Annotated in this window: 24 protein-coding genes; all 24 read left to right on the top strand. The window is 64.1% G+C overall.

Translation table 11 applies throughout. From position 1 onward, the window contains the following. The first annotated feature begins 165 nt into the window (after positions 1 to 165). Positions 166 to 1,500, top strand: coding sequence for a pyruvate dehydrogenase complex dihydrolipoamide acetyltransferase (locus tag NMP03_RS01255; RefSeq protein ID WP_256506750.1), 1,335 nt, complete (start codon positions 166 to 168; stop codon positions 1,498 to 1,500). A 10-nt stretch (positions 1,501 to 1,510) separates the two neighbouring features. Beyond that, on the top strand, positions 1,511 to 1,708 hold the full coding sequence (locus NMP03_RS01260; protein WP_256506751.1) for a hypothetical protein: 198 nt from the start codon (positions 1,511 to 1,513) through the stop codon (positions 1,706 to 1,708). Continuing rightward, a complete protein-coding gene (locus tag NMP03_RS01265; RefSeq protein WP_256506752.1) occupies positions 1,705 to 2,130 on the top strand; it encodes an acyl-CoA thioesterase in 426 nt (141 codons plus the stop codon). Before NMP03_RS01260 ends, NMP03_RS01265 begins: the two co-directional genes overlap by 4 nt. Next, a complete protein-coding gene (gene lpdA / locus NMP03_RS01270; RefSeq protein WP_256506753.1) occupies positions 2,123 to 3,523 on the top strand; it encodes a dihydrolipoyl dehydrogenase in 1,401 nt (466 codons plus the stop codon). Before NMP03_RS01265 ends, lpdA begins: the two co-directional genes overlap by 8 nt. 88 nt (positions 3,524 to 3,611) lie before the next feature. After that, positions 3,612 to 4,916 (top strand): Xaa-Pro dipeptidase, encoded by a 1,305-nt coding sequence (locus NMP03_RS01275; protein WP_256506754.1) that lies wholly within the window; start codon positions 3,612 to 3,614, stop codon positions 4,914 to 4,916. A gap of 140 nt (positions 4,917 to 5,056) precedes the next feature. Further along, positions 5,057 to 6,055: an alpha/beta fold hydrolase gene (locus NMP03_RS01280; RefSeq protein WP_256506755.1), complete on the top strand. Its 999-nt coding sequence runs from the start codon at positions 5,057 to 5,059 to the stop codon at positions 6,053 to 6,055. A gap of 766 nt (positions 6,056 to 6,821) precedes the next feature. Continuing rightward, a complete protein-coding gene (gene rpsL, locus NMP03_RS01285) occupies positions 6,822 to 7,193 on the top strand; it encodes a 30S ribosomal protein S12 (RefSeq protein WP_033921175.1) in 372 nt (123 codons plus the stop codon). A 48-nt stretch (positions 7,194 to 7,241) separates the two neighbouring features. Next, positions 7,242 to 7,712: a 30S ribosomal protein S7 gene (gene rpsG, locus NMP03_RS01290; RefSeq protein WP_256506756.1), complete on the top strand. Its 471-nt coding sequence runs from the start codon at positions 7,242 to 7,244 to the stop codon at positions 7,710 to 7,712. Between the two features lie 220 nt (positions 7,713 to 7,932). Further along, complete coding sequence (gene fusA / locus NMP03_RS01295) at positions 7,933 to 10,029, top strand: elongation factor G (RefSeq protein ID WP_256506757.1); 2,097 nt, start codon at positions 7,933 to 7,935, stop codon at positions 10,027 to 10,029. Between the two features lie 81 nt (positions 10,030 to 10,110). Beyond that, on the top strand, positions 10,111 to 11,301 hold the full coding sequence (tuf, locus tag NMP03_RS01300) for an elongation factor Tu (protein ID WP_256506758.1): 1,191 nt from the start codon (positions 10,111 to 10,113) through the stop codon (positions 11,299 to 11,301). 244 nt (positions 11,302 to 11,545) lie between these two features. Then, positions 11,546 to 11,854: a 30S ribosomal protein S10 gene (rpsJ, locus tag NMP03_RS01305; RefSeq protein WP_033921125.1), complete on the top strand. Its 309-nt coding sequence runs from the start codon at positions 11,546 to 11,548 to the stop codon at positions 11,852 to 11,854. Between the two features lie 283 nt (positions 11,855 to 12,137). Beyond that, positions 12,138 to 12,893: a 50S ribosomal protein L3 gene (gene rplC / locus NMP03_RS01310; protein ID WP_033921123.1), complete on the top strand. Its 756-nt coding sequence runs from the start codon at positions 12,138 to 12,140 to the stop codon at positions 12,891 to 12,893. 2 nt (positions 12,894 to 12,895) lie between these two features. Then, positions 12,896 to 13,522: a 50S ribosomal protein L4 gene (gene rplD / locus NMP03_RS01315; RefSeq protein ID WP_256506761.1), complete on the top strand. Its 627-nt coding sequence runs from the start codon at positions 12,896 to 12,898 to the stop codon at positions 13,520 to 13,522. Continuing rightward, positions 13,515 to 13,829: a 50S ribosomal protein L23 gene (locus tag NMP03_RS01320; RefSeq protein ID WP_033921120.1), complete on the top strand. Its 315-nt coding sequence runs from the start codon at positions 13,515 to 13,517 to the stop codon at positions 13,827 to 13,829. The genes rplD and NMP03_RS01320 overlap by 8 nt, the downstream gene beginning before the upstream one ends. A 5-nt stretch (positions 13,830 to 13,834) precedes the next feature. Then, positions 13,835 to 14,707, top strand: coding sequence for a 50S ribosomal protein L2 (gene rplB, locus NMP03_RS01325; protein ID WP_256506762.1), 873 nt, complete (start codon positions 13,835 to 13,837; stop codon positions 14,705 to 14,707). 4 nt (positions 14,708 to 14,711) lie between these two features. Then, complete coding sequence (gene rpsS / locus NMP03_RS01330; protein ID WP_256506763.1) at positions 14,712 to 14,990, top strand: 30S ribosomal protein S19; 279 nt, start codon at positions 14,712 to 14,714, stop codon at positions 14,988 to 14,990. Then, on the top strand, positions 14,990 to 15,373 hold the full coding sequence (gene rplV, locus NMP03_RS01335; protein ID WP_033921115.1) for a 50S ribosomal protein L22: 384 nt from the start codon (positions 14,990 to 14,992) through the stop codon (positions 15,371 to 15,373). Before rpsS ends, rplV begins: the two co-directional genes overlap by 1 nt. Before the next feature lies 1 nt (position 15,374). Further along, entirely contained in the window at positions 15,375 to 16,082 is a 708-nt protein-coding gene (gene rpsC, locus NMP03_RS01340) for a 30S ribosomal protein S3 (RefSeq protein ID WP_256506764.1), read from the top strand. A 10-nt stretch (positions 16,083 to 16,092) separates the two neighbouring features. Further along, positions 16,093 to 16,524 (top strand): 50S ribosomal protein L16, encoded by a 432-nt coding sequence (gene rplP / locus NMP03_RS01345; RefSeq protein ID WP_033921111.1) that lies wholly within the window; start codon positions 16,093 to 16,095, stop codon positions 16,522 to 16,524. Between the two features lie 5 nt (positions 16,525 to 16,529). Beyond that, entirely contained in the window at positions 16,530 to 16,733 is a 204-nt protein-coding gene (gene rpmC, locus NMP03_RS01350) for a 50S ribosomal protein L29 (protein WP_033921110.1), read from the top strand. A gap of 11 nt (positions 16,734 to 16,744) precedes the next feature. After that, entirely contained in the window at positions 16,745 to 17,023 is a 279-nt protein-coding gene (rpsQ, locus tag NMP03_RS01355; protein WP_033921109.1) for a 30S ribosomal protein S17, read from the top strand. 63 nt (positions 17,024 to 17,086) lie between these two features. Then, the gene (gene rplN, locus NMP03_RS01360; RefSeq protein WP_033921107.1) at positions 17,087 to 17,455 is read left to right on the top strand and encodes a 50S ribosomal protein L14; all 369 of its coding nucleotides are present in this window, start codon (positions 17,087 to 17,089) and stop codon (positions 17,453 to 17,455) included. Then, positions 17,455 to 17,772, top strand: coding sequence for a 50S ribosomal protein L24 (gene rplX / locus NMP03_RS01365; protein ID WP_256506765.1), 318 nt, complete (start codon positions 17,455 to 17,457; stop codon positions 17,770 to 17,772). The genes rplN and rplX overlap by 1 nt, the downstream gene beginning before the upstream one ends. Beyond that, complete coding sequence (rplE, locus tag NMP03_RS01370; RefSeq protein ID WP_319937611.1) at positions 17,765 to 18,346, top strand: 50S ribosomal protein L5; 582 nt, start codon at positions 17,765 to 17,767, stop codon at positions 18,344 to 18,346. Before rplX ends, rplE begins: the two co-directional genes overlap by 8 nt. Positions 18,347 to 18,410 lie beyond the last annotated feature (64 nt).

Below are 18,410 nucleotides of genomic sequence, written 5' to 3' on the forward strand. Positions count from 1 at the left end.
CTTTTTCCCACAGGTGGCCCGGCGCGCGCCCGCGTGCAAGATGCCGCTACGGGTTCGTGCGGTTCGCGCGCTCCTTTGGCCGCCAAGCGATAACCCCAAGCCTTGACCTGCGCGGGTCACATCGCGAAGGAAGGCCTTCCCCAGGATCAAATGCCAGGATTTGCGATGTCGATCGAACTCAAGATGCCGGCGCTGTCACCGACGATGGAAGAAGGCACGCTGGCCAAATGGCTGGTCAAGGAAGGCGACAGCGTGAAGTCGGGCGACCTGATGGCCGAGATCGAGACCGACAAGGCGACGATGGAATTCGAAGCGGTCGACGAAGGCGTGATGGCCAAGATCCTGGTCGCCGAGGGCACCGACGGGGTGAAGGTAGGCACCGTGATCGCGATCATCGCCGAAGAGGGCGAGGATGCGGGATCGGTCGAAGCGCCCAAGGCTGCTGCCGCGCCCGCACCCAAGGCCGATAACGTCGGCCCCGCCGCTACCGCCGACGAGGCGCGTACGCAGGAAGTCAGCGAAGAGACCGGCGCGACCGATGCTGCCGGTACCGCGCCAGCCCCGGCGTCGGGCGATCGCGTGAAGGCTAGCCCGCTGGCGCGCCGGCTGGCCGCCGAAAAGGGCATCGAGCTTTCGGCGCTGGCGGGTTCGGGGCCGAATGGCCGGATCGTGAAGGCCGATCTCGAGGGCGCCAAGCCGGGCGCCGCGCCCGCTGCCCAAAAGGCCGCCGCGCCTGCCGCCAAGAGCGAAGCGCCTGCTGCCGCTGCGGCCGCGCCGACCGAGGCCAAGGCTGTTTGGTACGACGAAAGCATCCCGCACGAGGTCGAGAAGCTCTCGAACATCCGCAAGACGATCGCGCGCCGCCTGACCGAGGCGAAGCAGACGATCCCGCACATCTATCTGACGCTCGACATCCGGCTCGATGCGCTGCTCAAGCTGCGCGGCGAGCTCAACAAGGGGCTCGAGAGCCGCGGCGTGAAGCTGTCGGTCAACGACATGCTGATCAAGGCGCTCGGCGTCGCGCTCGAGGCGACGCCCAAGTGCAACGTCACCTTCCTTGGCAACGAGCTGGTCAGCTATAAGCGCGCCGACGTGTCGGTCGCGGTGTCGACGCCCTCGGGGCTGATCACGCCGATCATCCGCGACGCCGCCAGCATCAGCCTGTCGAAGATCTCGACGCAGATGAAGGAGCTCGCGGGGCTGGCGAAGGACAACAAGCTCAAGCCCGAGCAATATCAGGGCGGTACCGCGAGCATCTCGAACATGGGGATGTTCGGGATCAAGCAGTTCGATGCGGTCATCAACCCGCCGCAGGGGATGATCCTGGCGGTCGGCGCGGGCGAGAAGCGGCCCTATATCGTCGACGATGCGCTGGGCGTCGCGACGGTGATGTCGGCGACCGGCAGCTTCGATCACCGCGCGATCGACGGCGCCGACGGCGCGCAGCTGATGAAGCTGTTCAAGGAGCTGGTCGAAAGCCCGCTTGGCATGATCGCCTGAGCGACGCGCAATGGTCTTTCGCGTCCTGATCGAGCTGTTCTACGTCCTGCTCGGACTGGGCGCGGCGATCGTGATCGGGCTGACCGCCGAATGGGCGTATCCGATCGGCGCCAAGAATATCTGGCTGGTGACCTATGCCGCGATGGTCGCGGTGGTCTTGATGGGGGTGCGCCCGATCGTGCGCGCCGCCCGGGGAATACCGCGATGAATGCCGAAACCCCGCCCGAGGGCAGCCCCGCGATCCGCGTGACGACGATGCCGGGCGACGCCAATGCCTATGGCGACATCTTCGGCGGCTGGCTGATGAGCCAGATGGACATGGCCGCCGGGCTGGTCGCGGCGCGCTATTCGAAGGGCCGCGCGGTGACGATCGCGATGGACGGGATGCAGTTCCACGCCCCCGTCGCGGTGGGCGACGAAGTGTCGGTCTATTGCGAGCTGGTGAAGGTCGGTCGCACTTCGATGACGATCGAAGTCGAAGCCTGGCGCCGCGACCGGCACCAGGAAGAACAATGCCGGGTGACGCAGGCGCGCTTTGTGTTCGTCGCGATCGATGAGGCGCGCAAGCCTCGCGTAATAGAGAACCCCTCGGCACCCAAGGGCGAGGGATTTGGAGAAGTTCATGGCTGACACCTACGACCTCATCGTGCTGGGCTCGGGCCCCGGCGGCTATGTCGCGGCGATCCGCGCGGCGCAGCTGGGGATGAAGACCGCGATCGTCGAGCGCGAATTGCTCGGCGGCATCTGCCTCAACTGGGGCTGCATCCCGACCAAGGCGCTGCTGCGCTCGGCCGAGATCTTCCATTATATGCAGCACGCCAAGGACTACGGGCTGAAGGCCGACGGGATCAGCGCCGATCTCGATGCGGTGGTGAAGCGCTCACGCGGGGTGTCGAAGCAGCTCAACCAGGGCGTCACGCACCTGATGAAGAAGAACAAGATCGCGGTGCATATGGGCACCGGCAAGCTCACCGCGCCCGGCAAGCTGACCGTCACCGACAAGGACGGCAAGACCACCGAGATCGAAGCCAAGAACATCATCGTCGCCACCGGCGCGCGCGCGCGCGACCTGCCGGGCACGCCCGCCGACGGCAAGCGGGTGTGGACCTATCGCCATGCGATGGTGCCGACCGAGATGCCGACCAAGCTGCTCGTCATCGGATCGGGCGCGATCGGCATCGAATTCGCCAGCTTCTATAATGACATGGGCGCGGACGTTACCGTCGTCGAGATGGTCGACCGGATCGTGCCGGTCGAGGATGCCGATGTGTCGGCGTTCCTCGAAAAGTCGCTGACCAAGCAGGGCATGACGATCATGACCGGCGCGAGCATCAGCGACATCAAGGTTGGCGCGAACGGCGTCACCGCCAAGCTGAAGGACAAGGCGGGCAAGGAAACCGCCGGCGAATTCAGCCATGTCATCGTCGCGATCGGCATCGTCCCCAACACCGCCGATATCGGCCTGAAGGAACTGGGCGTCGAGATGGACGATCGCGGCTTCCTCAAGACCGATCCGATGTGCCGCACCAACGTGCCCGGGCTGTGGGCGATCGGCGACATCACCGCGCCGCCCTGGCTGGCGCACAAGGCGAGCCATGAGGGCGTGATCGCGGTCGAGGCGATCGCGGGCAACCATCCGCACGCGATGGACCCCAAGAACATCCCCGGCTGCACCTATTGCCACCCGCAGGTCGCCAGCGTCGGGCTGACCGAGGCCAAGGCGAAGGAAGCCGGGTACGAACTGAAGGTCGGCAGCTTCCCCTTCATCGGCAACGGCAAGGCGATCGCGCTGGGCGAGGCCGAAGGCTTCATCAAGACGATCTTCGACGCCAAGACCGGCGAATTGCTCGGGGCGCACATGGTGGGGGCCGAGGTGACCGAATTGATCCAGGGCTATACCGTCGGCAAGACGCTTGAGACCACCGAAGCGGAACTGATGGAAACGGTGTTCCCGCATCCGACGCTGAGCGAGATGATGCACGAGAGCGTTCTCGCGGCGTACGGCAAGGCGCTGCATATCTGATCGATAGCGCAAGGGCACGGGCTGCCGCCGGGGATTGACCCGGCGGCACCGTGCCGCAAGGTTGCATCCCTGTCTTTAGGGGAAGCACATGCGTTTGATCACCGTTGCCACATGCGTCACGCTCGCCAGCGCCGGGATGGCATCGGCGCAAACCGCTTCGGCATCGCGAACCACGGTCATCACCGCGGCGCGGATGATCGATGTTGTCGCGGGGCGGGTGATCGAGGAGCCGGTGATCGTGGTCACCGATGGCCGGATCACCTCGGTGGTCGGGCGCAATGGCGGGCGGCCCAATATCCCGGCGGATGCGCAGCGGATCGACCTGCCCGGCAAGACTCTGCTGCCGGGCTTTATCGACATGCACGTCCATCTGGCGGGCAGCGCGCGGATCAGGGGCTATCGGAGCCTCGAATACACCGACGTGTTTCCGGTGACGCTGGGGGTCGGCAACGCGCGCGACATGCTGCAGGCGGGGTTCACCACCGTCCGCAATCTCGGTTCGGCAGACTATGCCGATGTCGCGCTCAAACAGGGGATCGAAGGCGGCTTCTATCCCGGCCCGCGGATCGTGCCCGCGACGTGGAGCTTCGGGGCGACCGGCGGGCATTGCGGCGGGAGCAATTTGCTGCCGCCGAGCTACAAGGACCAGACCGAGCGCGGGGTGAACGGCGCCGAGGCGGTGCGCTATCAGGTACGCGAGAACCGGCGCTTCGGTGCCGAGGTGATCAAGGTCTGCGCCACCGGCGGCGTCTTTTCGAAGAACACCGAGCCCGGCCAGCAGCAGATGACCGCCGACGAACTCAAGGCCGCCGCCGACGAGGCGCATATGTTGGGGCTGAAGGTCGCCGCGCACGCGCATGGCGCCGAAGGGATCAAGGCGGCGATCCGCGCGGGGATCGACACGATCGAACATGCCAGCCTGATCGACGACGAGGGGCTCAGGCTCGCCAAGGAGCGCGGCACCTGGCTGTCGATGGACATCTTCAACACCGAATACACCCAGCGCGAGGGCGCGGCGACCGGCGCTCTCGAGGAAAATCTCCGCAAGGACCGCGAGGTAGCGCAGGTCCAGCGCGACAATTTCGGCAAGGCGGTGCGGATGGGGATCAAATTGGTCTTCGGCTCCGACGCTGGGGTCATGCCGCACGATACCGCCGCGGGGCAGTTCGCGACGATGGTGCAGTTCGGGATGACGCCGATGCAGGCGATCCAGGCGGCGACGACCAACGCCGCGCAGGCGCTGGGGCGCGAGCGCGATGTGGGGGCGATCGCGGTGGGCCGCTATGCCGACATCGTCGCAGTCGATGGCGATCCGCTGGCGGATATTCGGGTGCTCGAGCGGGTGAGCCATGTGGTGAAGGGTGGGGTTTTGGAGAAGGGCGCGGGGGAATGAGGTTTCTCCCCTCCCTGGAAGGGAGGGGCTGGGGGTGGGTAGGGTGCTCGTGGTACGGCGGAGACATCGCTTGAGGTTTCCGTAGCTCCCGGCCTCGACCCACCCCCGACCCCTCCCTTTCAGGGAGGGGGGAGATTGCCATGTTGTTGCTTACCTCGCTGCTCGCGCTGGCCGCCTCCACCCAAGCGGCCGCGCCCGATCCGCCGATCGCCGAGCTCGGCCCCAATCTCGAACGGTTCGCCTATCCCTGGCCGGTGCAGACTATCCGCGTTCCCGTCGGGCAGTTCGCTGCCGACATGGCGTATATGGACGTCGCGCCGACCGCACGCGCTAACGGGCGCACCGTGGTGCTGCTGCACGGCAAGAATTTCTGCGGCGCGACCTGGGAGCGGACCGCGCGGATGCTGGCGGGCAGGGGGTATCGCGTGCTGATCCCTGACCAGATCGGTTTTTGCAAATCGGCAAAGCCGGCGGGCGCGCAATATTCGCTGCGGATGCTGGCCGCCAACACCGCGGCGCTGATGCAGGCGCGCGGGATCGAGCGCGCGGCGATCGTCGGCCATTCGATGGGGGGCATGCTGGCGATGCGCTTCGCGATACAGCATCCCGAGCGCACCGAGCGGCTGGTGCTGGTCAACCCGCTGGGGCTGGCCGACCGGCTGGCGCAGGGCGTGCCCTATACCCCGCTCGACCGGTTGCTCGCGGGCGAGCGGCGCACCAGCTACCAGTCGATCCGCGCCTATCAGACCGAGAATTACTATAGCGGCGCCTGGACTGCGGAGTATGACCGTTGGGCGCGGATGCTGGCGGGGCAATATGCCGGTGGCGGCAACGAGACGGTGGCGCTGGCGCAGGCCAAGACCAGCGACATGATCCAGACGCAGCCGGTGGTGTACGAACTCGGCCGGATCGCGGTGCCGACGACATTGCTGATCGGGACGCGCGACAGGACGGTGTTCGGGAAGGCCAATGCGCCCGAGGAGGTGCGGGCGACGTTGAAGCCGATCCCCGAAGTGGCGGCTAATGCGGCGGCGCGGATCAAGGGGGCGCGGCTGGTGCGGATCGAGGGGGCGGGGCATTCGCCGCAGGTCGAGGTACCCGAGCGGTTCGAGCGGTTACTGGTGGAGGCGTTGGAGTAGACCGTCGAGTTATAAAGGAGCGGCGAACAGTGGTGGTTAGCGGACGCTCCACCGAGCCGCAGCGAAGCCTACTGTCGCGAATATGGCCCACCCGACAATAGCCGGACTAATCATCACCATTCCAGCCATCCACCATGCCATGAAGCTGGGCGGCGCAGGAGGGGTGAGTGCCAACACTACTGTCAACACCAGCGTAGGTGCGAGGATCAGTGCGACGTAGCTTACCCCGCGTATTCGACCCTGCCGTAGATGTCCTACCAAGAACCCGACCACGGTCGCGGATAGAATGATGCCGATCCAAACGATTGTCATTTCCCGATCATGCGAGTTACGGAGCATGTCCGCAACGAGCGCTATCGGCTATTCCCGTTTTTGGGATCGCGGCATGGCTCTGGTAGCTGCGAGGGAAGTGCAAGGGTGGGTGGAGCGCTCGCGGTATGGCCAGATAGGGCGGCGGGTTTGCTTAGCGCCAAGTCTCGACCCACCCCCGACCCCTCCCTTCCAGGGAGGGGCGCTAAGTGGCGTCTGCGGCCTGCCCCCTGTTGACCACTCCCGCCCCCCGGCGTATAGGCGCGTCCGTTCCTCAGCCGGAATTGCCGATTCCCATCGGCGTGTCCGTGGCGCTGCGGGACGAGCAATGAACGTTGTTGGAGACGTCAAAGGCCCGGTGGGTCAAGCCACCCGGGTCGTTTTCGTATTCGCTCGCACAGGGCTCCAGCAAAGTAACCGCCAGAATGGCTCTGGTAACGCAAAGGTGAAGGGCTTCATGCCGACGATTAACCAGCTGGTCCGCAAGGGCCGCGATCCGCAGAAGGCCAAGAGCAAGGTCCCTGCGATGGAAGCAAACCCGCAGAAGCGTGGCGTTTGCACCCGCGTGTACACGACGACCCCGAAGAAGCCGAACTCGGCACTCCGCAAGGTCGCCAAGGTTCGCCTGACGAACCAGCGCGAAGTCATCACCTATATTCCGGGTGAAGGCCACAACCTGCAGGAGCATTCGGTGGTGCTGATCCGCGGCGGTCGCGTTCGCGATCTTCCCGGCGTTCGCTACCATGTGCTGCGCGGCGTTCTCGATACCCAGGGTGTCAAGGATCGCAAGCAGTCCCGCTCGAAGTACGGCGCCAAGCGTCCGAAGTAAGCCGGTCGTCCTTTCGACCATCAGGCTGAAGTTAAGAGGTAGAAATCAATGGCACGTCGTCGTCGTCCCGAAAAGCGGATCATCCTTCCCGATCCGAAATACGGTGATCAAATTCTTCCCAAGTTCATGAACAGCGTGATGCTCGACGGCAAGAAGGCCGTCGCAGAAGGCATCGTGTACAGCGCCATGGAAACCGTCGAGCAGCGCGCCAAGCGCGACCCGGTCGGCGTGTTCCACGACGCACTGAACAACATCGCGCCGGGCATCGAAGTGCGCAGCCGCCGCGTCGGTGGTGCGACCTATCAAGTGCCGGTCGAGGTTCGCCCCGAGCGTGCCCAGGCGCTGGCGATCCGCTGGCTCATCACCTCGGCGCGCAATCGCAGCGAGAACACCATGTCGGCCCGCCTTTCGGGCGAGCTGATGGACGCGGCGAACAATCGCGGCAACGCGGTGAAGAAGCGCGAAGACACCCACCGGATGGCAGAAGCCAACCGGGCCTTCTCGCACTATCGCTGGTAACCTATATGGGGGAGGCGCGGGGTAACATCCGCGTCGCTCCCGATTTCCGTTCGCCCTGAGTAGGGGCTGAGCATGGCGAAGACCCGTATCGAAGGGCTGCTCCAGGCGGCATCCTTCGATACGCCAGTTCGACAAGCTCAATGGCTACTTAGGACGAACGGCCGGGGTATTCCCCGAACAGATTTCACCGCGCCGACCCGTCGGCACCAGGAGTAAGACCATGGCCCGCAGCCATCCGCTCGACCGCTATCGCAACATCGGCATCATGGCGCATATCGACGCCGGCAAGACGACGACGACCGAGCGTATCCTTTATTACACCGGCAAGTCCTACAAGATCGGCGAGGTCCATGAGGGCACCGCGACGATGGACTGGATGGAGCAGGAGCAGGAGCGCGGGATCACGATCACGTCCGCGGCCACCACTTGCAAGTGGCGCGCCGAAGAGGGCAAGGGTGAAGAGCACCTGATCAACATCATCGACACGCCGGGCCACGTCGACTTCACGATCGAAGTCGAGCGTTCGCTGCGGGTGCTCGATGGCGCGGTCGCGTGCTTCGACGGCGTTGCCGGCGTCGAGCCGCAGTCGGAGACGGTGTGGCGCCAGGCCGACAAGTATGGTGTGCCGCGCATGTGCTTCATCAACAAGCTGGATCGCACCGGCGCGGACTTCTATTTCTGCGTCAACTCGATCATCGAGCGCCTCGCCGCGCGTCCTGCCGTGCTGTATTTGCCGATCGGTACCGAGGGCGGCTTCAAGGGTCTGGTCGACCTGGTCGAGAACCGTGCGATCATCTGGCTTGAAGAGAGCCTGGGCGCGAAGTTCGAATATCAGGAAATCCCTGAGGACATGGTCGAGAAGGCTGCAAAGTATCGCAGCGAGCTGATCGAGATGGCCGTCGAGTTGGACGACGACTTGATGGAAGCCTATCTCGAGGGCAACGAGCCGAGCACCGCCGACCTCAAGAAGCTGATCCGCAAGGGTACGCTCGGCATGGCGTTCGTGCCGGTGGTGTGCGGCTCGGCGTTCAAGAACAAGGGCGTCCAGCCGCTGCTCGACGCGGTGGTCGACTATCTGCCTTCGCCGCTCGACGTTCCCGCCATCAAGGGCCTGAAGCTCGACGGCGAAACTCCGGACGAGCGTCCGTCGTCGGACGAGGCACCGTTCTCGGCGCTGGCGTTCAAGATCATGAACGATCCCTTCGTCGGTACGCTGACCTTCGCACGCATCTATTCGGGCAAGCTCGAAGCCGCGTCGATGGTCACCAATTCGGTGAAGGACAAGAAGGAAAAGGTCGGTCGCATGCTGTTGATGCATGCGAACAGCCGCGAGGACATCCAGGAGGCATTCGCGGGCGACATCGTCGCGCTGGCGGGGCTGAAGGATACCACGACTGGTGACACGCTCTGCGCGCAGAACGCACCGATCATCCTCGAGCGGATGGAATTCCCCGAGCCGGTGATCGAGCTTTCGGTGGAGCCCAAGACCAAGGCCGACCAGGAGAAGATGGGCGTCGCGCTCAACCGTCTCGCGCGCGAAGATCCGTCGTTCCGCGTGTCGACCGACCATGAGAGCGGTCAGACGATCATCAAGGGGATGGGCGAGCTTCACCTCGAGATTCTCGTCGATCGCATGAAGCGCGAGTTCAAGGTCGAGGCCAATGTCGGCGCGCCGCAGGTGGCGTATCGCGAATATCTCGGCAAGCCCGTGGATATCGACTATACCCACAAGAAGCAGTCGGGCGGCACCGGCCAGTTCGGTCGCGTGAAGGTGAAGCTGACCCCGGGCGAGCGCGGGTCGGGCATCATCTTCAAGGACGAGATCAAGGGCGGTAATATTCCCAAGGAATATATCCCCGCGATCGAGAAGGGCTTCCGTGAGACGGCTGCTACGGGTTCGCTGGTCGGGTTCCCGATCATCGATTTCGAGATCAACCTGTATGACGGCGCCTATCATGACGTCGATTCGTCGGCGCTGGCGTTCGAAATCTGCGCGCGCGGTGCAATGCGTGAAGCCGCGCAGAAGTCGGGCATCAAGCTGCTCGAGCCGATGATGAAGGTCGAGGTCGTTACCCCGGAGGACTATCTGGGCGACGTGATCGGCGATCTGAACTCGCGTCGTGGGCAGATCCAGGGCACCGACACGCGCGGCAACGCGCAGGCGGTGGAGGCGGTCGTGCCGCTGGCGAACATGTTCGGCTATGTGAATCAGCTGCGCTCGTTCACCCAGGGCCGTGCGCAGTACAGCATGCAGTTCTCGCATTACGACGAAGTGCCTGCCAACGTCGCCGACGAAGTGAAGGCGAAGCTGGCGTAATCGAATACGAGCCGCTATGGGGCCGCCTTTCGGCGAGTCCCCGAGCGGCCGGGAAATCTGAATTCAGCAAGGTAGGGAATCATGGCGAAAGCAAAGTTCGAGCGGAACAAGCCGCATCTCAACATCGGCACCATCGGTCACGTCGATCACGGCAAGACGTCGCTGACGGCGGCGATCACGAAGGTTTTGGCCGAGACCTCGGGCGGCGTCGCAGTCGACTTCGCCAACATCGACAAGGCACCCGAGGAGCGCGAGCGTGGCATCACGATCTCGACCGCGCACGTTGAGTATGAGACCGCAGCGCGTCACTATGCGCACGTCGATTGCCCGGGCCACGCCGATTATGTGAAGAACATGATCACCGGCGCGGCGCAGATGGACGGCGCGATCCTGGTGGTTTCGGCCACCGACGGCCCGATGCCACAGACCAAGGAGCACATCCTGCTCGCCAAGCAGGTCGGCGTGCCGACCATGGTGGTCTTCCTCAACAAGGTCGACCTGGTCGACGACGAGGAAATCCTCGAGCTGGTCGAGATGGAGATCCGTGAGGAGCTTTCGAAGCGCGACTTCGACGGCGACAACATTCCGATCATCCGTGGTTCGGCGACCTGCGCGCTTTCGGGTTCGAACGACACGTTCGGCAAGGACGCGATCCTGGCGCTGATGGCAGCGGTCGACGAGTCGATCCCGCAGCCCGAGCGTCCGCTCGACAAGCCGTTCATGATGCCGATCGAGGACGTGTTCTCGATCTCGGGTCGTGGTACGGTCGTCACCGGCCGCGTCGAGACCGGCGTTGTGAAGGTTGGCGAGGAAGTCGAGATCGTCGGCATCCACGACACCCGCAAGACCACGGTCACTGGCGTCGAGATGTTCCGCAAGCTGCTCGACCAGGGCATGGCAGGCGACAACATCGGCGCACTGATCCGCGGCGTTGGCCGTGAGGAAGTCGAGCGCGGCCAGGTTCTCTGCAAGCCGGGCTCGATCAAGCCGCACACCGAGTTCGCTTCGGAAGTGTACGTGCTGTCGAAGGACGAGGGTGGCCGTCACACGCCGTTCTTCGCCAACTATCGTCCGCAGTTCTACTTCCGCACCACGGACGTGACCGGCACCGTCGAGCTGCCCGAGGGCACCGAGATGGTGATGCCAGGCGACAACGTCGCGCTCGGCATCAAGCTGATCGCACCGATCGCAATGGACGTCGGCCAGCGTTTCACCATCCGTGAGGGTGGCCGTACCGTCGGCGCAGGTGTTGTCAGCGGCATCACCAAGTAAGCCAGACGCACAAATAAAGCCGCCCGGTCCTGTGAAAACGGGGCTGGGCGGTTGCTTTTCTATGCGACCCCGGTTAGGGGCGCTCGCTCAGTTTCGTTTAAACAGCAAGAGGCGGCAGGTGCCGTCATCCCAGCGGAAGCTGGGATCTCCCGGTTAGGCGCGAGCGCCCGGCCGCAAGAGACCCCAGCCTTCGCTGGGGTGACGTAGTCCCTGATCGCCCCCGCTCTTTCGCATTGGTAGGGACATGGACAACAACATCCGCATTCGCCTGAAGGCGTTCGACCACCGCGTGCTCGACCAGGCGGCCGGCGACATCGCCGACACCGCCCGTCGCACCGGCGCGCTCATCCGTGGCCCCATCCCTTTGCCGACTCACATCGACAAGTTCACGGTCAACCGTGGCCCGCACATCGACAAGAAGTCGCGCGAGCAGTTCGAGACCCGCACCTATAAGCGCTTGCTCGACATTGTGCAGCCGACCCCGCAGACGGTGGACGCGCTGATGAAGCTCGACCTGGCCGCAGGCGTTGACGTCGAGATCAAGCTGGCGTAAAGGCCTGCTTCCGATTCACCGCTGAATCGTCACCCCAGCGAATGCTGGGGTCTCGTGGGGCAGGGCGCAGCGCCCGCCACGAAGAGATCCCAGCTTTCGCTGGGATGACGGCAAGGGAAAAATAGGAATACCGCCGGTGGCGCAAGCCGCCGGGACAGCGTTCCCCGTCACGTCCGGTTCGCCGGACATCCAGCCCGGGACGGGGCACGCTTTTCATCATGGGTTGGGCACGCCCGCGCGGTCGCTTTTGATCGCGTGGGCCTCTGTATAGGAGCAACTGGTCATGCGCACTGGCGTGATCGTTAAGAAACTGGGAATGACCCGCTTGTTCCAGGACGACGGCCGGCACGTGCCGGTAACCGTTCTGGCGCTCGAGGGCGTTCAGGTGGTTGCACAGCGCACCATCGATCGCGACGGCTATGTCGCGGTTCAGCTAGGCGCGGGTTCGGCCAAGGCCAAGAACACCGCGAAGCCGCAGCGCGGGCATTTCGGCAAGGCCGAAGTCGAGCTGAAGGCGCAGCTTTGCGAATTCCGCGTTGCGGAAGATGCGATGCTCGATGTCGGTGCCGAGATCGGCGCGGACCATTTCGTCGCCGGCCAGATCGTCGACGTTTCGGGCAAGACGCAGGGCAAGGGCTTTGCCGGCGCTATGAAGCGCTGGGGCTTCGGGGGCTTGCGCGCCACCCACGGCGTTTCGCTGTCGCACCGTTCGCACGGTTCGACCGGCCAGCGCCAGGATCCGGGCAAGGTCTTCAAGAACAAGAAGATGGCCGGCCACATGGGCGACCGTAACCGCACCCAGCAGAACCTGGAAATCGTCCAGACCGACGTCGAGCGCGGCTTGCTGTTCGTCAAGGGTTCGGTTCCCGGTTCGAAGGGTGGCTGGTTGATCGTCAAGGACGCGGTGAAGGTCGCGCGCCATGCCGACGCTCCCTATCCCGCAGGCCTCAAGCAGGTCGCCAACAACAACGACGTCGCAGCCGACACGCCCGCGCAGGACGTGACCACGGTCGAGACGACCGACGGCCAGGAGGGCTGAACGTGAAGATCAAGGTTCAAACCCTCGAAGCGACCGAGAATGGCGACATCGAGCTGAACGACGCCGTATTCGGTGTCGAGCCGCGCGCTGACATCCTGCACCGCGTCGTCACCTGGCAGCTGCACAACCGCCGCGGCACCGCACGTCCGACGCGTGAGCGTTCGGAAGTCGCGCGTACCGGCAAGAAGTTCGGTCGCCAGAAGGGCGGCGGTACCGCCCGTCACGGCGATCGCCGTGCACCGATCTTCATCGGCGGTGGTAAGGCGCACGGCGCCCGGCTTCGCGACTTCGACAACAGCCTGAACAAGAAGGTTCGTGCGCTGGGGCTGAAGATGGCGCTGTCGAGCCACGCTGCTGCCGGCACGCTCGTCGTGCTCGACGACCTCAAGGTCGCCGAAGCCAAGACCAAGGTGCTCCAGGGCGCCTGGGCCGCGATGGGCTTCGGCAAGACCGCGCTGGTGATCGACGGTGACGCAGTGGAAGACGGCTTCGCGCTGGCAACCCGCAACCTGTCGTACATCAACGTGATGCCTGCGGTCGGCGCCAATGTGTACGACATCCTGAAGCATGACACGCTGGTGCTGACGCGCGCCGCGGTCGAGAAGCTGGAGGCACGCTTCCATGGCTAAGCAGACCAAGGCTGCGATCGACAACCGTCATTATGACGTGATTGTCGCACCGCACATCACCGAGAAGTCGACCCTCGTCTCCGAGCACAACGCGGTTGTGTTCAAGGTGGCAAACGATGCCACCAAGCCGGAGATCAAGGCGGCCGTTGAAGCGCTGTTCGACGTAAAGGTCACCGGCGTGAACACGATCGTCCAGAAGGGCAAGACGAAGCGCTGGAAGGGCACGCCCTACAAGCGTTCGGACATCAAGAAGGCGATCGTGACGCTGAAGGACGGCGATTCGATCGACGTCACGACGGGGGTCTGAGGCAAATGGCACTCAAGCATTATAATCCGACCTCGCCGTCGCGGCGTGGCCTCATCCTGGTGGACCGCTCGTCGCTCCACAAGGGCGGTCCCGTCAAGGCGCTGACCGAGGGTAAGCGCAAGACCGGTGGCCGCAACAACAAGGGCCACGTCACCTCGCGCGGCATCGCCGGCGGCCACAAGCAGCGCTATCGCATCGTCGATTTCAAGCGTCGCAAGTGGGACGTCGAAGGCACCGTCGAGCGGCTCGAGTACGATCCCAACCGCACCGCGTTCCTGGCGCTCATCAACTACGGCCCAGTGCCGTTTGGTGAAGTCGGCGAGAACGGCGAGAAGTCGGACGTCGCCTACATCATCGCGCCACAGCGGCTTGCCGTCGGCGACAAGGTGGTTGCAGGCAAGAAGACCGACGTGAAGCCGGGCAATGCGATGGAGATCGGCCAGATGCCGGTCGGCACCATCGTTCACAACGTCGAGATGAAGCCCGGCAAGGGCGGTCAGATCGCACGTTCGGCCGGCACCTATGTGCAGGTGGTGGGTCGTGATCGCGGCATGGTGATCGTCCGCCTGAACTCGGGCGAGCAGCGCTACATTCGCGGTGAGTGCATGGCGACGGTGGGTGCGGTGTCGAACCCCGACAACCAGAACACCAACCTTGCCAAGGCAGGCCGCAACCGTTGGAAGGGGATCCGCCCGCTGACGCGCGGTGTTGCCAAGAACCCGGTCGACCATCCGCACGGCGGTGGTGAAGGCCGGACCTCGGGCGGCCGTCATCCGGTCACGCCATGGGGCAAGCCGACCAAGGGTGCTCGCACTCGTCATAACAAGTCGACCGATCGCATGATCATCCGGTCGCGTCACGCCAAGAAGAAGGGCTAACGCCATGGCTCGTTCGGTATGGAAGGGTCCGTTTGTGGAACTCAGCCTTCTCAAGAAGGCAGAGACCGCACAGGACGCCGGGGGTCGCAGCGGCCCGATCAAGACCTGGTCGCGTCGCTCGACGATCCTGCCCCAGTTCGTGGGACTTACGTTCAGCGTCTATAACGGTCGCAAGTTCGTTCCCGTCTCGGTCAACGAAGACATGGTCGGCATGAAGCTGGGCGAGTTCGCGCCCACGCGCTTCTTCCCCGGCCACGCCGCAGACAAGAAGGGCAAGCGCTGATGTCGAAGCCTAAGGCTCCCCGTCGCGTCGCCGACAACGAGGCGTTGTCGGTCGGCACGCAGATCCGTGGTTCGGCGCAGAAGCTGAACCTGGTGGCTGCGCTGATCCGCAACCAGCCCGTTGGTCAGGCGATGAACATCCTCGCCTTCTCGAAGAAGGCGATGGCTGTCGATGCCCGCAAGGTGCTCGCCAGCGCGATCGCCAACGCCGAGAACAACCACAATCTCGACGTCGACGCACTCGTCGTCGCCGAGGCGTCGGTCGGCAAGTCGATCGTGATGAAGCGTTTCGCCACGCGCGGTCGCGGCAAGTCGACCCGCATCCTGAAGCCGTTCAGCCGCTTGCGTATCGTCGTACGCGAGAAGCAGGAAGAGGAGGCCTGATATGGGTCACAAGAGCAATCCAATCGGTCTTCGCCTGCAGATCAACCGTACCTGGGACAGCCGCTGGTTCGCCGAGGGTTCGGAATATGGCCGGCTGCTGCTGGAGGATCTCCGCATCCGCCAGTACATCATGTCGACGCTGAAGCAGGCTGCGATTTCCAAGGTCGTCATCGAGCGTCCGGCAAAGCTGTGCCGCATCTCGATCTTCGCTGCCCGTCCCGGTGTGATCATCGGCAAGAAGGGCGCCGACATCGAGAAGCTTCGCAAGAAGATCGGCACGATGACCCCGTCGGACGTTTCGCTGAACATCGTCGAGATCCGCAAGCCCGAAGTCGATGCGCGTTTGGTCGCGCAGGGCATCGCCGACCAGCTCGAGCGTCGTATCGCCTTCCGCCGTGCCATGAAGCGCGCGGTGCAGTCGGCGATGCGGCTCGGTGCCGAGGGCATCCGCATCAATTGCGGTGGCCGTCTCGGTGGCGCCGAAATCGCGCGGTCGGAATGGTATCGTGAAGGCCGGGTGCCGCTGCACACGCTGCGCGCCAACATCGATCACGCCGAAGCCGAGGCGCATACCGCCTATGGCGTGTGCGGCGTGAAGGTGTGGATCTTCAAGGGCGAGATCCTGGGCCATGATCCGATGGCAACCGATCGCCTCAATCTTGAATCGCAGACGTCGGGCGTTCGCCCGGCGCGCGACGACCGTCGCTGAGGGTTAGGCAATGCTGCAACCGAAAAAGAGCAAGTTCCGCAAGGCCTTCAAGGGCCGGATCAAGGGCGATGCCAAGGGTGGCGCAACGCTGAACTTCGGGTCGTACGGCCTGAAGGCGATGGAGCCCGAGCGGATCACCGCGCGCCAGATCGAGGCGGCTCGCCGCGCGATCACGCGTCACATCAAGCGTCAGGGGCGGTTGTGGATCCGCATCTTCCCCGACCTGCCGGTGTCGTCGAAGCCCGCCGAAGTCCGCATGGGCTCGGGCAAGGGTGCCCTTGAATATTGGGCAGCGCGCGTGAAGCCGGGTCGTATTCTGTTCGAGCTGGACGGCGTTCCCGGCCCACTCGCGGCAGAAGCATTCGAGCGGGCGGCGATGAAGCTGCCGATCAAGGTGAAGGTCGTTGCCCGTCTCGGCGACACCTCGCACCTGGAGGGTTGATTGAGATGACCAAGCCTACCGACATGCGCGTCAAGACCGACGACCAGCTGACCGACGACCTGGGCAACCTGAAGCGCGAGGCATTCAACCTGCGCTTCCAGGCGGCGACCAGCCAGCTCGAAAAGCCGAGCCGGGTCAAGGAAGTCCGTCGCGACATCGCCCGTATCAAGACCTTGCAGGGCGAGCGTCAGCGCTCGTCCGCCAAGTAAGAGGAAACGACATGCCGAAGCGTGTGCTGACCGGGATGATCGTCTCGGACAAGACCGACAAGACGGTGGTGGTAAGCGTCGAGCGTAAGGTGAAGCACCCGCTCTACGGCAAGATCATCCGCCGGACGAAGAAGTATCACGCTCACGACGAGGTGAATGCCTATCGTGAGGGCGAGACGGTACGGATCGAAGAGACCGCACCGATTTCGAAGCTGAAGACGTGGAAGGTCGTGGATCGTGTGAACGTCCATGCCACTCCCGAAGAGACGGCGGCAGCGGCGGAAGCCTAAGCCACCATTGTAGAAGGCGGGGCTGGGTCGGAATCCACCCCATATTGAGAAGGATACGGATCGATGATCCAAATGCAGTCCAATCTCGACGTCGCTGACAATAGCGGCGCGAAGCGGGTGCAGTGCATCAAGGTGCTGGGCGGCTCCAAGCGTCGCGTGGCCGGTGTTGGCGACGTGATCGTCGTCAGCGTCAAGGAAGCAGCACCCCGTGGCCGCGTGAAGAAGGGTGACGTGCATCGCGCCGTCATCGTCCGCACGCGCAAGGATATCCGCCGCGCCGATGGTTCGGTCATCCGCTTCGACGGCAACGCCGCGGTGCTGGTCAACAAGAACGAGGAGCCGATCGGCACCCGTATCTTTGGCCCGGTGGTTCGCGAGCTGCGTGGCCGTGGCTACATGAAGATCATCAGCCTGGCGCCGGAGGTTCTGTAATGTCTGCCGCAAAGATCAAGAAGGGCGACCGCGTTGTCGTCCTGTCGGGCAAGGACAAGGGCAAGACCGGTGAGGTCGTCCGTTCGATGCCACGCGACGAGAAGGTCGTGGTCCAGGGCGTGAACATCGCCGTTCGCCACAAAAAGCCTTCGCAGGGTCAGCCGCAGGGCGGCCTGGAGCGTTCGGAAGCACCGCTGCACATCTCGAAGGTCGCGCACGTGACCGGCGACGGCAAGGCGACGCGCGTCCGTTTCGAAGAGCGCGACGGCAAGAAGGTTCGCGTTGCGGTCAAGACCGGGGAGGTCATCAGTGGCTGATAAGTATATTCCGCGGATGCGGGCCAAGTACGACGCGGAAATCGCCAAGGCGATGACCGAGAAGTTCGGCTACAAGAACGCGATGGAAATCCCGCGCATCGACAAGATCGTCCTCAACATGGGCGTTGGCGAAGCGACGCAGGACAAGAAGAAGGTCGAGCAGGCGGCTTCCGAAATGGAGCTGATCGCCGGCCAGAAGCCCGTCATCACCAAGGCGAAGAAGTCGGTCGCGACCTTCAAGCTGCGTGAGGGCATGCCGATCGGCGTGAAGGTAACGCTTCGCCGCGAGCGCATGTACGAGTTTCTCGACCGCTTCATCACCATCGCGCTGCCGCGCGTTCGCGATTTCCGCGGGCTGAACCCCAAGAGCTTCGACGGACGCGGCAACTATGCCTGCGGCCTGAAGGAGCAGCTGGTGTTCCCCGAGATCAACTATGACCGCATCGACAAGGTGCGCGGCATGGACGTGATCGTGACCACGACGGCGCGCACCGACGACGAGGCGCGCGAGCTGCTTCGCCTGTTCGGCTTCCCGTTCCCCAAGAACGAAGAAGAAGAGAAGCAGGCAGCGTAATGCTTTCCCTCTCCCGCCTGCGGGAGGGGGAGGGAGCCGCGCAAGCGGCGGAAGGGTGAGGGCC

The sequence above is a fragment of the Sphingomonas qomolangmaensis genome, assembly GCF_024496245.1.
Taxonomy (GTDB): domain Bacteria; phylum Pseudomonadota; class Alphaproteobacteria; order Sphingomonadales; family Sphingomonadaceae; genus Sphingomonas; species Sphingomonas qomolangmaensis.

Bases quoted from the DNA above. Each gene is read 5' to 3' on its own strand.
- NMP03_RS01255 (WP_256506750.1), top strand. From the start codon at position 166: ATGTCGATCGAACTCAAGATGCCGGCGCTGTCACCGACGATGGAAGAA.
- NMP03_RS01260 (WP_256506751.1), top strand. From the start codon at position 1,511: ATGGTCTTTCGCGTCCTGATCGAGCTGTTCTACGTCCTGCTCGGACTG.
- NMP03_RS01265 (WP_256506752.1), top strand. From the start codon at position 1,705: ATGAATGCCGAAACCCCGCCCGAGGGCAGCCCCGCGATCCGCGTGACG.
- lpdA (WP_256506753.1), top strand. From the start codon at position 2,123: ATGGCTGACACCTACGACCTCATCGTGCTGGGCTCGGGCCCCGGCGGC.
- NMP03_RS01275 (WP_256506754.1), top strand. From the start codon at position 3,612: ATGCGTTTGATCACCGTTGCCACATGCGTCACGCTCGCCAGCGCCGGG.
- NMP03_RS01280 (WP_256506755.1), top strand. From the start codon at position 5,057: ATGTTGTTGCTTACCTCGCTGCTCGCGCTGGCCGCCTCCACCCAAGCG.
- rpsL (WP_033921175.1), top strand. From the start codon at position 6,822: ATGCCGACGATTAACCAGCTGGTCCGCAAGGGCCGCGATCCGCAGAAG.
- rpsG (WP_256506756.1), top strand. From the start codon at position 7,242: ATGGCACGTCGTCGTCGTCCCGAAAAGCGGATCATCCTTCCCGATCCG.
- fusA (WP_256506757.1), top strand. From the start codon at position 7,933: ATGGCCCGCAGCCATCCGCTCGACCGCTATCGCAACATCGGCATCATG.
- tuf (WP_256506758.1), top strand. From the start codon at position 10,111: ATGGCGAAAGCAAAGTTCGAGCGGAACAAGCCGCATCTCAACATCGGC.
- rpsJ (WP_033921125.1), top strand. From the start codon at position 11,546: ATGGACAACAACATCCGCATTCGCCTGAAGGCGTTCGACCACCGCGTG.
- rplC (WP_033921123.1), top strand. From the start codon at position 12,138: ATGCGCACTGGCGTGATCGTTAAGAAACTGGGAATGACCCGCTTGTTC.
- NMP03_RS01320 (WP_033921120.1), top strand. From the start codon at position 13,515: ATGGCTAAGCAGACCAAGGCTGCGATCGACAACCGTCATTATGACGTG.
- rplB (WP_256506762.1), top strand. From the start codon at position 13,835: ATGGCACTCAAGCATTATAATCCGACCTCGCCGTCGCGGCGTGGCCTC.
- rpsS (WP_256506763.1), top strand. From the start codon at position 14,712: ATGGCTCGTTCGGTATGGAAGGGTCCGTTTGTGGAACTCAGCCTTCTC.
- rplV (WP_033921115.1), top strand. From the start codon at position 14,990: ATGTCGAAGCCTAAGGCTCCCCGTCGCGTCGCCGACAACGAGGCGTTG.
- rpsC (WP_256506764.1), top strand. From the start codon at position 15,375: ATGGGTCACAAGAGCAATCCAATCGGTCTTCGCCTGCAGATCAACCGT.
- rplP (WP_033921111.1), top strand. From the start codon at position 16,093: ATGCTGCAACCGAAAAAGAGCAAGTTCCGCAAGGCCTTCAAGGGCCGG.
- rpmC (WP_033921110.1), top strand. From the start codon at position 16,530: ATGACCAAGCCTACCGACATGCGCGTCAAGACCGACGACCAGCTGACC.
- rpsQ (WP_033921109.1), top strand. From the start codon at position 16,745: ATGCCGAAGCGTGTGCTGACCGGGATGATCGTCTCGGACAAGACCGAC.
- rplN (WP_033921107.1), top strand. From the start codon at position 17,087: ATGATCCAAATGCAGTCCAATCTCGACGTCGCTGACAATAGCGGCGCG.
- rplX (WP_256506765.1), top strand. From the start codon at position 17,455: ATGTCTGCCGCAAAGATCAAGAAGGGCGACCGCGTTGTCGTCCTGTCG.